12 protein-coding genes are annotated in these 14,848 nt (G+C 40.3%); 7 read left to right on the forward strand and 5 right to left on the reverse strand.

Features of this window, described 5'->3' with window-relative positions; translation table 11 throughout:
* The first annotated feature begins 31 nt into the window (after nucleotides 1-31).
* The 5 genes from BN1875_RS05645 (at nucleotide 32) to BN1875_RS05665 (ending at nucleotide 8,910) form a co-directional block, all read left to right on the forward strand.
* A complete protein-coding gene (locus BN1875_RS05645; protein WP_053082151.1) occupies nucleotides 32-2,524 on the forward strand; it encodes a bifunctional metallophosphatase/5'-nucleotidase in 2,493 nt (830 codons plus the stop codon).
* 408 nt (nucleotides 2,525-2,932) lie between these two features.
* Nucleotides 2,933-5,614: a cation-translocating P-type ATPase gene (locus tag BN1875_RS05650; RefSeq protein ID WP_048603878.1), complete on the forward strand. Its 2,682-nt coding sequence runs from the start codon at nucleotides 2,933-2,935 to the stop codon at nucleotides 5,612-5,614.
* Nucleotides 5,615-6,094: 480 nt separating this feature from the next.
* A complete protein-coding gene (locus tag BN1875_RS05655; RefSeq protein ID WP_048603879.1) occupies nucleotides 6,095-6,523 on the forward strand; it encodes a hypothetical protein in 429 nt (142 codons plus the stop codon).
* Between the two features lie 281 nt (nucleotides 6,524-6,804).
* Nucleotides 6,805-7,161 carry an iron chaperone gene (locus tag BN1875_RS05660; RefSeq protein ID WP_048603880.1) on the forward strand — a complete coding sequence of 119 codons (357 nt, stop codon included), beginning with the start codon at nucleotides 6,805-6,807 and terminating at the stop codon, nucleotides 7,159-7,161.
* Between the two features lie 249 nt (nucleotides 7,162-7,410).
* Complete coding sequence (locus BN1875_RS05665) at nucleotides 7,411-8,910, forward strand: Lsa family ABC-F type ribosomal protection protein (RefSeq protein ID WP_390622582.1); 1,500 nt, start codon at nucleotides 7,411-7,413, stop codon at nucleotides 8,908-8,910.
* Between the two features lie 56 nt (nucleotides 8,911-8,966).
* On the opposite strand, the gene BN1875_RS13695 is transcribed toward BN1875_RS05665, so the two are convergent.
* The 3 genes from BN1875_RS13695 to BN1875_RS05675 are packed head-to-tail and all read right to left on the reverse strand — an operon-like array spanning nucleotide 8,967 to nucleotide 10,538.
* Nucleotides 8,967-9,128 (reverse strand): hypothetical protein, encoded by a 162-nt coding sequence (locus BN1875_RS13695; RefSeq protein ID WP_171000827.1) that lies wholly within the window; start codon nucleotides 9,126-9,128, stop codon nucleotides 8,967-8,969.
* A 24-nt stretch (nucleotides 9,129-9,152) separates the two neighbouring features.
* The gene (locus BN1875_RS05670; RefSeq protein WP_048603882.1) at nucleotides 9,153-9,503 is read right to left on the reverse strand and encodes a hypothetical protein; all 351 of its coding nucleotides are present in this window, start codon (nucleotides 9,501-9,503) and stop codon (nucleotides 9,153-9,155) included.
* A 12-nt stretch (nucleotides 9,504-9,515) separates the two neighbouring features.
* Entirely contained in the window at nucleotides 9,516-10,538 is a 1,023-nt protein-coding gene (locus tag BN1875_RS05675) for a lactonase family protein (protein WP_048603883.1), read from the reverse strand.
* Nucleotides 10,539-10,655: 117 nt separating this feature from the next.
* On the opposite strand from BN1875_RS05675, the gene BN1875_RS05680 reads away from it, so the two are divergent.
* Both BN1875_RS05680 and BN1875_RS05685 read left to right on the forward strand, forming a co-directional pair.
* Nucleotides 10,656-11,009 carry a PTS glucitol/sorbitol transporter subunit IIA gene (locus BN1875_RS05680; RefSeq protein ID WP_048603884.1) on the forward strand — a complete coding sequence of 118 codons (354 nt, stop codon included), beginning with the start codon at nucleotides 10,656-10,658 and terminating at the stop codon, nucleotides 11,007-11,009.
* A gap of 9 nt (nucleotides 11,010-11,018) precedes the next feature.
* Nucleotides 11,019-12,179: an AI-2E family transporter gene (locus tag BN1875_RS05685; protein ID WP_048603885.1), complete on the forward strand. Its 1,161-nt coding sequence runs from the start codon at nucleotides 11,019-11,021 to the stop codon at nucleotides 12,177-12,179.
* A 119-nt stretch (nucleotides 12,180-12,298) separates the two neighbouring features.
* Here BN1875_RS05685 and BN1875_RS05690 read toward each other — a convergent pair whose 3' ends face one another.
* Entirely contained in the window at nucleotides 12,299-12,592 is a 294-nt protein-coding gene (locus BN1875_RS05690; protein ID WP_048604183.1) for a rhodanese-like domain-containing protein, read from the reverse strand.
* Between the two features lie 185 nt (nucleotides 12,593-12,777).
* Nucleotides 12,778-14,691 (reverse strand): fructose-bisphosphatase class III, encoded by a 1,914-nt coding sequence (locus tag BN1875_RS05695; protein WP_048603886.1) that lies wholly within the window; start codon nucleotides 14,689-14,691, stop codon nucleotides 12,778-12,780.
* Nucleotides 14,692-14,848 lie beyond the last annotated feature (157 nt).

The following is a 14,848-nucleotide window of genomic DNA, read 5'->3' on the forward strand; positions in this document are numbered from 1 at the left end:
AGGGTTAAAATAATGGAAGGTAGGTAATGAAATGAAAAAGATTCGTCTGATTGGTAGAAGTTTGTTAACATTAGTCATCTTAGCGGGAGTTACGGTTCCTAATACGATTGCCATAGCTGAGACGGTTGACTCCACGGTTGCAACAGTTGCGACAAGTGAGACGGGGGAAACCGCAACAAGTGAAATTGCGACAGATGTTCCAACAGAATCAACAGATACGAGTATAAGTGAAAATACAACTGTTGAATCAACGAGTACAGAAGAAACAACTGAAGAATCAATTTCTCAAGCAGAAACAGGAAATATTGAGAAAGAAAAACGTGCTGAGGAAACGACGATTCCAGTACAACTTTTAGGAATCAATGATTTTCATGGTGCGTTAAGCACGACAGGTACAGCTCATCTAGGTTCTGAAAGCCATTCTGGTGCTGGAACCGCAGCGTTGTTAGCGAGCCATTTAAAAGCTGCAGAAACTGCCTTTCAAACGGATAAAACAAATGCTACCACACTGAGAGTTCAATCCGGTGATATGGTGGGCGCAAGTCCTGCCAACTCAGGTCTATTGCAGGACCAACCAACGATGCGAATCTTGAATCAAATGAATTTTGATGTTGGAACACTGGGAAACCATGAATTTGATGAAGGCCTAGCTGAATTCAATCGAATTTTATTGGGACAAGCTCCCACAGCAGAGGATAATTTTTATCCGATCGTTTACGATTATAATAAGGAGCATGGGCCTGAAATTTTAAAGGGCGGCTTCGATTTGGCTATTGCCAATGTTGTTGAAAAAAATACTGGGGCGATTCCTTTTGGTTGGCAACCTTATAGTATTAAAACCGTGGGTACTGGGGATGAAAGTGCTGAAATTGCTTTTATCGGTGTGGTAACAACGGAGATTCCAAATTTAGTTTTGCGGGAGCACCACATAAATTATGACTTCCTTGATCCAGCGGAGACAATCGCTAAATATGCGAAAGAATTGCAAGAAGAAAAAAATATAGATGCAATCGTTGTCCTTTCTCATACTGCTTCTGAACAATCTGGCGAAAACGGTGTGGTTGGTGAAGCCGCAACGATTATGCAGAAGGTAAAAAATATTTATCCAGGAAATAGTGTGGATGCATTTTTTGCCGGACATAATCATGTGTATACAAATGGAGTTGTCGATCAAACACGAATCGTTCAATCGACCTCGCAAGGAAAAGCGTTTATTGATCTGCAGGGAGAAATCAGTCTTGAAACGGGCGATTTTACTGACGTACCAACGGCGACAGTTGATCCAGTCATGCCTACCATAGAACCGGATGCAGAAGTTGAAGCAATCGTAGCAGAGGCAGATAAAATCGTTGCTCAAGTAACTGAGCAAAAAATCGGTACAGCAGCAACTGCTGAGGATATTTCTCGTTCAACAAATGAATTAGGTGAATCACCAGTTGGAAATTTGATTACAGATGGTCAAGTCTTTATGGCAAAATTAAATGGTATTGATGCAGATTTTGCAATGACAAATAATGGCGGTGTCCGTGCAGATTTAGCTGTCGATGCTGACCGCTCAATTACTTGGGGAGCGGCACAAACTGTTCAACCTTTTGGTAATATCATGCAAATCGTTGAAATGACTGGTGCTCAAATTCGAACCGTTTTGAATCAGCAAACTTTTGGAACAAAGCTGGAAGGTGGACGTGCTTACTTCCTGCAAGTTTCCGGTTTAAACTATACAGTAACAGATAACCCGGATACCACAGATTTGGAACATCCGTTTGTGGTTCACCAGATGATGGAATCTGATGGAACGCCGATTGAAGAAAATCAAACATATAATGTTGTCATCAATGACTTTTTATTTGGCGGAGGAGACGGTTTTGCCGGCTTTAGGGATGCTATTTACAAAGATGCTATGCAGCCGGATACAGAAACTTTTGTCAACTATATCAAGACGTTAGAGTCTATGGGAAAAGAAATCTCAGCATCTGTCGAAGGACGAAAAACTTATAAATCAGCAGAAGAAATCCAAAATGAAGCAATCGCCAAAATTAAAGAAGCAACTTCTTTTGAACAAGTGAAAGAAGGCGATCCGTATTTAGTTGGAAAAACACTTACTTCTGCTAAAATCAATGTGTCAAAAATTTCAAAACAAAAAGCAGTAAATCCAATAATCAGTGCCTCTGCAGATGAAAACGGTAGCGTTCAATTAGATATTCAATCTCTTCAGTTTATAGAAGGGAATCAATTACTAGTAACGGTGACGGATGCAAATGGTTATACGGCAGAATTCTCGCAAACGATAGTAGCAGCGACGATTGCTACAACGGATTCCAGTGATTCGACGGATGACAGTACGTCAACGACATCCAGCAACGATTCAACAACGGCAACAAGCACAAGTACTTCAAAAGGAAATACCAATAGTGAGAAAAATCTTCCTAAAACCGGTGAAACACGAAATGCTGCACTCACACTTTTAGGTGTTCTTTTCCTAGGAGCGGGTGGCTATCTGATTTATAGAAAAAAAGCCGCTTAATCAGAAATTACTGCAAATGTTTCTAACGGGATAGCAGCTACCACTATAAGGATAAACTGAAATACTAATAAAGCGATTAGTGAAAAACCTGCTCATCATTAAAGAGCAGGTTTTTTTCACTGCTACAGATTATTTGTTGATTTCTTTCCTAAAAAGCGCATTTTTAAGAAATCTAAAAATGTTGCCCTATCAGATAATCTACTATATAATGATTGGTGTAATTATTTAATTTTCATGAGGGAGTAACTGGCAGCATACGCTGTGGCAACGTCACCAATCCTGGAAGAAATTTCTGGTGTTGCCTTAATTAGTGAGACTTATGTATGTTCGTTACATACACAGGTCTATTTTTTTTCAATTTTGAAAAATAGAGCGGTGTGTAGCGACAAAATCAAAGGAGGAGAAACATTGGCAGAGGAAACGAACAAAAAAGCGCAGGTAAACCAACCTTTCTATTCGCAAACTGACAGCGAAGTCTTGAAAGCGATGGATACTACCGTCGATGGACTATCGAGTGAAGAAGCAAAAAAACGTCTTTCACAATATGGTCCAAACGAATTGGATGAAGGTAAGAAAAAAACCATGTTCCAAAAATTCATGGAGCAATTCAAGGATCTGATGATTCTTGTCTTGTTGGTAGCGGCTGTTATTTCTGCAGCAGTTTCCCATGAAATCGTGGATGCTGCGATTATTTTAGCGGTTGTTATCATTAATGCAATCATGGGGGTTGTGCAAGAAGCGAAGGCAGAAGAAGCCATCGAATCTTTGCGAGAAATGTCTACACCAAATGCAAATGTTCTGCGGGATGGGCATACCATTACCATCAAGAGTGATGAATTAGTTCCAGGGGACATTGTTTTACTAGAAGCAGGAGATGTTGTTCCTGCAGATATGCGTTTAGTAGAAGTTAATTCGATGAAAATCGAAGAAGCTGCATTGACAGGTGAATCTGTGCCGGTTGAAAAAGGACTTGTTGTCCTTGAAGGTACGGAAATTGGTATCGGAGACCGCATCAACATGGCCTTCTCAAATAGTAACGTAACGTACGGTCGCGGAAAAGGGATCGTTGTCAATACGGGGATGAATACCGAAGTAGGGAAAATCGCCGGAATGTTGGCGCAAGCAGATGAAACAGAAACACCGTTGAAAAACAACTTGAACCATTTAGGTAAATTCCTGACAGCTGCTATCGTGGTTATTGCTGTTGTTATGTATTTTGTTGGTACACTGTTTAACGATACTTCATGGAGCGACATGTTGCTGACGTCAATTTCACTAGCCGTTGCGGCAATTCCAGAAGGTTTGCCAGCTATTGTTACAATCATCTTGGCATTGGGGACACAAGTCATGGCAAAACGAAATGCTGTCATCCGTAAATTGCCAGCTGTAGAAACATTAGGTTCAACAGACATCATTGCTTCTGATAAAACCGGAACACTGACACTGAACCAAATGACCGTTGAGAAATTGTATACAAATGATCGCCAATACAGCTCTTCACAACATATTCCTGAAGACAATATGGCATTAAAGATTATGAACTATGCGAATGATACGAAAATTGCCCAAGACGGTAGTTTGATTGGTGATCCGACAGAAACAGCCTTGGTTCAATTCGGAAATAATCAGGGCTTTAATGTAACAGCCAAAGTCCAAGAACAACCTCGGGTAGCCGAAATTCCTTTCGATTCTGAACGTAAATTGATGACAACAATCCACAAAGAAGCAGAAGGACGTTACTTAGTAGCTGTCAAAGGTGCTCCTGATGTCTTGCTAGGACGTGCTTCAAAAGTTCAAATCTTTGATGAAATCAAACCAATGACTAACAAAGAAGAACAAACAATTCTTGAAAACAACAAAGATATGGCAAAACAAGCCTTGCGTGTTTTAGGAATGGCTTATAAATATGTGGATGCAATTCCAGAAAGCTTGGAATCAGACATCGTTGAAAATGATTTGATTTTTGCTGGTTTAGTCGGCATGATCGATCCAGAACGTTCTGAAGCTGCGGATGCTGTACGTGTAGCTAGAGAAGCTGGTATCCGTCCAATCATGATTACTGGGGATCACCGGGACACGGCAGAAGCAATTGCCGGACGTTTAGGGATCATCCAACCTGGTGACGATGCTGCAGTCTTGACTGGAGCAGAATTAAATCAAATGTCCGACGAAGAATTTGCACGTAATGTAGAAAAATATTCTGTTTATGCACGGGTTTCTCCTGAGCATAAAGTTCGTATCGTTAAAGCATGGCAAAAAGAAGGCAAAGTAGTTGCCATGACCGGTGACGGTGTTAATGATGCGCCTGCTTTGAAACAGGCGGATATTGGTATTGGTATGGGGATTACCGGGACAGAAGTTTCCAAAGGAGCTTCTGATATGGTACTTGCCGATGATAACTTTGCAACCATTGTCGTAGCGGTAGAAGAAGGACGTAAAGTTTTCTCAAATATTCAAAAAGCAGTTCAATATTTATTGGCAGCCAACTTAGGTGAAGTTTTAACCTTGTTCTTGGCAACTCTTTGGGGTTGGGATACGCTATTACCAATTCATTTGTTGTGGATCAACTTGGTAACCGATACATTCCCTGCTATCGCATTGGGAATGGAACCTGCCGAAAAAGATTTGATGGAACACAAGCCTCGTGGACGTAATTCGAACCTATTCTCAGGTGGCGTGTTAAGCAGTATTATTTATCAAGGGTTGCTGGAAGCAGCAACTGTTCTATTTGTATACTGGTCTGCCATTCAATGGCCAGTGCATGAAGGATATGATGCTATTCATGCGGATGCGTTGACGATGGCCTTTGCAACATTAGGTTTGATGCAATTGTTCCATGCCTTTAACGTGAAGTCTGTTCACCAATCATTATTCAAGGTGGGACCATTCCGCAACAAGACCTTCAACTGGGCAATCCTGTTGTCCTTTGCGTTAATGATGGTCATTATCATTGTTCCGGGATTAAATGACATTTTCCGCGTTGCACACCTTGATTTGTATCAATGGGGTATCGTGTTAGGTTCATCCTTTGCAATCATCCCGATTGTAGAAATCGTCAAAGCAATTCAACGGGCAATGGGCAAAAGCTAATAGAACTATTGATTGAAATAAAAAGTAAAAGAAAAGCCTTTTAAACGGGCTTTTCTTTTTTTATGAAAGATAGATTGAGATGAGAAGTTCAATTATGATTTTAAATAGGGTAGAAAAAAGATGGTTTGACTAGTCAAGAGATGCTTTTTGGATGGTACTTAATCTGTTGTTTTGCTAGTGGTTTTGTTTACAAAATGGGTGAAAATATAAATAAAAACTTAATCGAGCCGAAGATGTCTGTTAGCTGTAACTAACAGGTACCTATTTTTTATAAAAAAAGCACCACCTTTTCACCAAATCTGCTCCGATTAGCGTTGAAAAAGAGTTCTTGCAGAGGAAATGAACAGGTAGTCTGAATTTTTTGCACTTCTCTTTTTGGAGAAAAAAAGGATGGTCGGTGAGAATTTGCCGGTCACTCTTCCCTAAAGTCGAAAAAAACGGTAAAATAGCCATAAATAGAGCAGAAAGTAGGAATAATTTGTGAGACCTAATTTAGGATTTTATGTTCAAGCAATTAATGATATCGTAAAAACAACCGAGGAAATCGGTGAAAAAATGAACCCCAGCTATGAAGCAATCCGTAAAGCAATCGATGAGGATAAAACAGCGGAAATCACAGCAGAACAACTGAAAGAAACTGTTGCGTTATTTAGCGAGGGAACGGTGAAATACAAAGACATGCTGAAACAGATCAGCAATTTGCGTCCACCGGCAAAAGTAATGGGAATCCATAAAAAATTTGAACGTTCGTATGTTAAATATGTTGCCGGCTGTGAAGAAATGACGACCAGCCTCCAAGTAGAAGGAATTGATGTGGCGGCATTTGATGCTTCAGAGAAAAAACAAGACGAAGCCACAGACGAAATTTCTTTTGCGATTCAACGGATGACGAGTCTGTTGCTGAAATAAAACGTATCCAAAAAACGAGAGTTATCTAATTTAAATATAACGTTATTTTTAGGACAAAAATAAAAAGAACCGCTATACTTAACTCATAACCAACAACAACCTTTTTATTTTTCATTTTACTCCTTATAAGAGTAATTACTCCTTTTTCCATTGGGCTTAACCGACCCAATGGTTTTTTTATGTCTGTTATGAAATGATTTTATTTCGTCATTTAATTCTCTTTTATTCGTCTTTCTTCTTAAAATATGCTACTCTTTTCTGAAAAAAGGAGGTCGTGTCTTTTGACCGTTATCGAGCATTATATCCATGAAGCACCAGCCGAGCATCAGGCGATTTTAAACGAAGTCTATCAACTAATTAAGAAATTAATACCGGATGCAACAGAAAAAATCAGCTACGGAATGCCAACTTTTTATTTTCATGAAAACCTAGTGCATTTTGCTGCAGCGAAAAAACATCTGGGCTTTTATCCGACACCTTCAGCGATTGCACAGTTTCAAGAAGAGCTGATAAATTACCCTTCTTCAAAAGGTGCTGTTCAGTTTGTCTATACGCAGCCATTACCGACGGAACTGATTAAAAAAATGGTTTTGTTTCGTAAAGAGGAAGTAGTGAAGAAGTTAGAATTGCCAAAATAGCAATCTCGTGCTATTCTAAATTTATTAAAAACGAAATGAGGGATCCTGCGTTGAAAAACTAACCAATTGATTGAAGCTGCATTAAGAGTGTGCCTAATTTATGATGTATTCAATAATTTATGGGGACAGTGTGCAGATTTTCAGGATTGGTGTGGTTTTTCAATTGGCGGGGTCTTTTTTGTCTATCCGTCTGCCGTGAAAGCCTGTCCTGAAAATAGGAGAGGTTTTTTTATTGAGGTGATGAAAAAAATGACAATTACAATTAAAAATTTAACGTTTGGCTTTGATAGTCAGACAATCAATCTTTTTGACCACACAAATCTAATGATTGACACCAATTGGAAATTGGGTTTGATTGGGCGAAATGGTCGAGGAAAAACGACACTACTGAATTTATTGAGGGGAAAACTACCTTACAGCGGAAAAATCGAGCATCAAATGACCTTCACTTATTTTCCTCAAAAAATTGAGGATAAGCAGCAGTTGACCTACTATGTCTTGCAGGAATTATCCGATTTTGAGCAATGGAAGATCGAACGGGAGCTGAATTTGCTGCAGGTGGACCCGGAAATTTTATGGCGGGAATTTTCCAGCCTTTCAGGGGGAGAACAGACAAAAGTTTTATTGGCTTTATTGTTTGTAGACGATGTGAATTTCCCCTTGATCGATGAACCCACCAATCACTTGGATATCGTTGCCCGGCAACAGGTAGCGGATTATTTGCGGGAAAAACGGCAGGGGTTTATCGTGGTCAGTCATGATCGACGATTTGTCGATGAAGTCGTGGATCATATTTTATCTATCGAGAAAAGTCAACTGGTTTTGTATCAGGGTAATTTTTCGGTTTATGAAGAACAAAAACGATTGCGGGATCAGCATGAGCAGGAAGAAAATGCCAAGCTGAAAAAAGAAATTGGACGTTTGAAACAAACTGCCGCTGAAAAAGCAGAATGGTCGCGTTCCCGTGAAGGAGATAAAACGAAAAAGAAAAAAGGGTTTATCGACACGGAAGCCCGACGAACGAATAAAGGAGCTATCGGTGCGGATGCTGCCCGCACCATGAAACGTTCCAAGGCAATTGTGAAACGTATGACCGATCAGGTATCGGAAAAAGAAAAACTGTTAAAAGATATCGAGTATATCGACCCGTTGACGATGAATTTTCAGCCGAGTTATCATAAATCACTGTTGCAGGTCGAAAATCTGCAGTTAAGCTATGAAAAGCCCTTGTTTGCCCCAATCACCTTTGATTTGGAAAAAGGGCAACGTATCGCCTTACGGGGAGCAAACGGATCAGGAAAATCCTCCATTATTAATTATTTGTTGGGACAATTTAACGGAGAAGCAGCTGGGAAAATTCTCCGTCCGCAAAATGTTGCTATCAGTTATGTTCGGCAAAATTACGAGGACAATCGGGGGACGTTGACAGAATTTGCAGAGGAACATCATTTGTCCTATCAAGAATTATTAAACAATTTGCGTAAATTAGGTGTTGAGCGAACCGTTTTTCAAAATCGAATTGAGCAAATGAGTATGGGGCAGCGGAAAAGAGTTGAGCTGGCAAAATCTTTGGCAACACCCGCAGAACTATTTATTTGGGATGAGCCGTTGAATTATTTGGATGTCTTCAATCAAGAACAGTTGGAGCAGATTATTCAAGAAATTCAACCAACGATGCTAATCGTAGAGCATGATGAAACGTTTTTACAAAATGTGGCAACACAGATCGTTACGTTGCAGCCAGAATAAGAAAAACGCCAAAACAGCCCGCAAGAACGGTTGTTTTGGCGTTTTTTTATTTTTGATTAATTTTCAACATTACGAACGTAGTCGTCGAAGTATTTGATCAAATCAGCTTTTACTTTTTGATAATCTTCTTCGCTGTATTCTTTGGCTTCGACTTTTCCGTTAAAAAAAGGGAGATTTAATTCTTCCTTTAAACGTGCAACAACTTCATCTTGATTCATTCAGAGTTCCTTCTTTCTTTCGTCTTAAAAAAGCTGAAAGGCAGCGGTCAAGGCTTCATACTCATCCCGCATTTTTGCCAAACGTTTCTCAAGGGAAGGCAGGTCATCATCCGCATGGAACAACACCTGCTTTAGTTCAAAATAAAAATCATCGAAAGCATTGATGAAGTTTTCCACTTCGGTTGTTTGCAACTGGGGATTTTGATCACAGCGGACATAAGTTTTTTCCGCAATGGCATAGGCCTCGGCAGTCGTCAAAATAGCCAGATTTTCGTTGTAGCGGCGGCTTAGCACCAAGTCGTACACCGATTGGCATTTATTCAACAGATTAGAAAAATCCTTAAGCAATAATTCTACAGGGGTTTTCGTAAACATAAGATTCCTCCATTAGTTTTCAAATAAAACACAAACGGTTTCCGGTGCGTAGACATCTTTTTGAAGCAGAGTTAATTTACCAGATTCGCTGTCGCGACGGTAAAGAGTCAAATTGTCGCTGTTTTGATTCGCTGCTACGAGATAGTGATCGCTTGGATCTAAGGCAAAATCCCGTGGAAAGTCGCCTTCTGTAGAAATGTGTTGAACAAAGGCAAGCTGTTGTCCGTTGTCTGCCGTTTGAAAAACAGCGATGGAATTATGTCCTCGGTTTGATGCATAAACGAAGCGACCGTCATTGGAAACACGAATGGCAGCACCACCATTAAATTCATGAAAATCTTCTGGCAAGGTAGAAATTTTTTGTAACGCTGCAAAGCTGCCATCTTCTTTGTTGTAACGCAGTACTGTAATCGTACTGTCCAATTCACCAAAAAGATAAGCAATTTCTTTGTTTGGATGAAACGCCAAATGACGGGGACCAGTTTTGTCTTCTGCAACATAAACGGCAACTTCTGAAAGTTTGCCTTCGATGGAAACATCGTAGGTGTACACACGATCTGTACCAAGATCGCAAACAGCCAGCCGCCCATCTGGTGTTAGGTCAGTATAATGGACATGGGGTTTGTCTTGATTTTCGTGGCTGCCGGTCGGTTCGTCATGGTACAAAGCATCTGATGCTGCCAAAGAGCCGTCTGCCAGAATGCGGTAGACATTGACTTCCCCCTTGTGGTAGTTGGCGCCATAGACTAATTTACGTGGTTCGTCAACGGAGACGTAACAAAGGGGAGCACCTTCTTCGGTAATGGCATTTAAAAAGGTAAAATTCTCATTGTAAGCCGCACAACCGCCTTGGCCTTCCACGGAAGTTACCGAGTAAGTATTGCTGTCTTTGCTGCGGGCAAGATAGGTTGGGCTATTTTCTGATGCAACAAGTTCTAATTGTTCCAGTGTTTCTTTTTCGGTGTCTAGTACGATTGAGTAGATGCCTTTGCTTTCTCGGCGAGTATACGTACCAAGCAATATTTTTTTTAACATAAGCTACCTCCTAAGAAATGAATACTCTTTTATTTTACCATATAAAGGATTGTCAGCGTTCACCAAATGATCGACTGTGTTATAATATTTTTGAATGGACGAAAGGAGATCGAAGCTATGACAAAAGGAAAAATCGTTGCGATTGGCAAAGAAGCCATCGATGAAAATGAAAAAATTTTGCTTTTCTTCGGAGACGGCGCGACGGAGGGCTTGAAACGTTATTCGGTGATTCAGGAGATTTCAGATCCGAAAACCATCGAAATCAAGCAAGGAGACCAAATTACTTTTGGAGATAAATCCTATGTGGTGACTTTTACCGGAAATACTGTCAATCAAAATCTGCACTCATTGCAACACGTGACCTTTGTTTTTGACGAAGTACCGGAAACTAATGTGATCGCCAACGGGGTCTATTTAGCACCAGATGCGTTACCGAAAATTGCAGTCGGGATGACAGTTACTTATCCATAGGAGGTCGTGATGGAACGAAAAGACAAACACAAACTTTCCTGGTTTTGGAAATGGTTTTTGAATAATCAATTTGTGACAGCGTTGCTGATGATTCTGCTGATCCTGTTGATTCTCAATGCTTTTACAAAGGTTTCATATCTGTTTACACCAGTGGTTCAATTTATTGGTGTTGTGAGTCTGCCCATTGTCATGGCGGGAATTTTGTATTACTTGATGAATCCGGCAGTTGATTTTTTAGAGAAAAAAGGGTTAAAACGTGTTTATAGTATCACTTTGCTGTTTTTACTGTTGATTGGCTTGCTTGTTTGGGGAATTGTGGTCATTGTACCGAAAATCCGTGAGCAATCGTTAAGCTTTGCCGAAAATTTCCCCGGGTATCTGACAGTGGTGGATGATAAGGTACAGGAAATATTGAATGATCCGATTTTTTCACAGATTCAAGATCAAGTCGAAGAATACGGCGATAAAGTAATGAGTTGGTTGACTGCTTTTATTCAGGATTTTTCAAAATCAACGATTGAAAATATCGGTCATTTTGTCGGTGCAGTGGCAACGGTGGTGGTGGCAATTTTAACGATGCCGTTTATCCTCTTTTATTTATTGAAAGACGGACGTAACCTTGCACCTTATTTTGTAAAATTTTTGCCGACTCGCTTGCGGAAACCAACTTTGAAAGTTTTAAAAGAGGTTAATGAACAAGTTTCTTCCTACATTCGTGGGCAGTTGACGGTTGCGTTGGCTGTAGGAATTATGTTTATCATTGGTTTTTCAATCATCGGATTGGAGTATGCCGTTACTTTGGGAATCATCGCAGGATTTTTAAATTTGATTCCTTACTTAGGCTCATTTTTGGCAATGGTTCCAGTGGTTTTTCTGGCAATCGTAGTGGGACCTTTCATGCTGGTAAAGGTTTTGATTGTTTTTGTCATCGAGCAGACAATTGAAGGACGGTTGATTTCGCCGTTGGTTTTAGGTAGTCAGTTGTCGATCCATCCGGTAACAATTCTGTTGGTTCTGCTGACTTCTGGAAAACTTTTTGGTGTTATCGGCGTTATCTTCGGGATTCCTGTCTATGCAGCCGCCAAAGTGGTGATTACCCACTTATTTGAATGGTATCGCAGCATTTCCGGTTTGTATGAAAAAGAACCAGAGGAAATCAAAAAAGAATAAGTTTCTGCAGATGAAAAAATCCGACCAATAGCAAAGCTGCTGCATTATTAAACAGCGGGAAACTTTTGCTATTGGTCGGATTTTTTTTGCCTTATTTTTTGTCGCCTTGATTCATTTAATTAAGCCGCGAGCTGCCCTAATGCTCGCATTCCGCCAATCACATGGACAGCAGTAAACCCTTTGCTGGTTAGGTAATTCGCAATGATTTCGGAACGACGACCAGAATAACTGATGATGTAATAGGTTTTTGTCATATCTAAGGTATTCAAGCTACCAGGGATGCTGGTGGCAGGAATCGATTGAGCGGTTGCTAAGTGGCGAAGGTCAAAATCTTGAGTATCGCGAATATCGAGAATCGCGAGATCTTTTTCTGCACGCAAGGAATTGAAATCTTGCATCGAAATAGAGGTCATTTTTTTACCAACTTTCATTTTGTAAGATGGTAGAATTTTAGGACATTTCCATAGAATTTTCAACCTTTCTGATTAATTGTAAGAAAATAATGAGCAATATTTTCAGAAAGTAGTTGCAGGCAGAGAGTCATTGGTTTTTTGTCAGAGAAAATAAGAACAAAAATGAGAAAAAACGCTATAAAAAATCAAAGCATGTTGAATTGACGATAAAGTTTCTCCAAATCAGCGATCTCTTGCGTGATTGTTTTACCAATTGTCGTGTCTTTGACGGTGGTCCGTTTTTTTGCCACAGCAACTAAACGAAGGACGGATAAAATGTCGGTTCCGTTGGTCACAGCATCCGCCACGGAAGTAAAAGGCTGGTGGGCAGCTAGTTGCATACCGTAGCTGTTAGCTAACAAGGTGTAACCGGCGATGCCAGTTTTTTTCTGGTAACCTTTTGCATAGCCACCATCAATTACGATTAATTTGCCGTTAGCTTTGATTGGATTTTCCCCATTTTTTTCTTGAACGGGGGTATGTCCGTTAATGATATGTCCGCTTTCCGGCAAACCAAACAGTGTGAGAATTTCACGGCATGTCTGTTCTTCCTTTCGCAGACGATAGTAGGCGTTCTTTTTCTCATAATGGGTATGGGAATCTTTTAAATAATAGCGCTCAAAGGTCGTCATGGCTTCTTTGCCGAACAAAGAAGAGCATTCTCCCATCCAGAGATACCATAATAGATCGGTGGCTAGATCGGTTTGTTTTTCTGGTTCGTGATAGCTTTTGCGAATTTGCTGTTCATAATAATCCAGCAGGTCTTTACCGGCATAATTGATTCCTTCTATCCGCAGTGATTTTAAATCGCCGTTTTCATGAAGAGGAATACACCCGTGAAACAATAAATTATTATTGAAACAAAGATACATACCACCTTTTTCCATTAAGAAATCGGTATGTCGAGTTAATTTTTCAGACTGCTGAAATGAAGCAAGCAGTCGTTGAATCAACTGATTTTCTTCCTCTGTCAAAGCAGTGGGATCAGTAGGATCAATCGTTGGGGCGTAAAAATCAGTCAAGGGGTAGCTGCCGCTGTCTAAATGAATCCGTTGTGTCGGAAAATGAATCCGCTCCAAGACATTTCGCTGCTGCAATAAGAAGCAAGGTCGCCGCTGGATTAGTTGTCCTTCTAATTTGAATTGCAAAATTGCTGCTGCTTGCTGCACCTGATTAAGAAGTTTTCTTTCCTCTTTGTGATAGCAGGGAACGTCATCGAATTTAGGATCAAAAGCCGGAGAAACGGTGTAACGTTTGCTATAGTGCAGTAAAGGGCGCAAATTGATGCCGTAACTGTCTTCTAATAAGGCGAGATTATTGTAACGGGCGCAGATGCGAATCACGTTCATCATTGCGACAGGAGAGCCGGCAACCGCCGCAAGCCAAATCAAATCGTGGTTGCCCCATTGGATGTCGACGGAGGGAAGTTGCATCAATCGCTCGATGATTGCATCAGGTTTAGGTCCCCGGTCAAAAATATCTCCGACCACATGCAAATGATCCACCACCAAACGTTGAATTGTATACGAAAGAGCCACAATCAACGCCTCGGCTTGTTCAAGAGCAATTAATTTTGTAATGATTCCTTCGAAATAATCGATTTTATCTTTTTGCGCTTCGACTTCGCTTAATAATTCTTCTAAAATGTAAGCAAATTGAGGAGGCAATGTTTTGCGGACTTTTGAACGGGTATATTTTCGTCCGGCATAATTGGTTACCCGTAGCAAAGCCAGTAATTGTTGGCGAAACCAGACGGGGCGTTTTTCAGGAGACAGCTGTAACTGTTTCATTTTTTCTTCCGGGTAATAGATCAGTGTACATAAGTCCAGCAATTGTTCCTCGGAAAACGTGGGGAAACATTCTCGAACTTTTTCTTTCACACTTCCTGAACCATTACGTAAAACATGATCGAATGCTGCGAATTCACCGTGGATATCACTGACAAAGTGTTCGGTGCCTTTTGGCAGGCGATGAATCGCTTCTAAATTGATCAATTCCGTCAAAACGGCTTCTTTCGTTGCAAATTTTTCTTTCAATAGTTGCAAGTATTTTTCTTCCACGATTTTCGCTCCTTTTTACATGGTCACTTTCCAATATAGCAAATAATAAATTAAAAGTATAGGTGTAAATAATGATATTTCACGCTCCTTATTCGTTTTATAGGATAAATGGTCTACATGGTGTTTTCTGAGGAAAAATAAGTAGTGAGGAGGAAAT

Origin of the sequence: Enterococcus massiliensis, from assembly GCF_001050095.1 — a bacterium.
GTDB classification, from domain to species: Bacteria; Bacillota; Bacilli; order Lactobacillales; family Enterococcaceae; genus Enterococcus_C; species Enterococcus_C songbeiensis.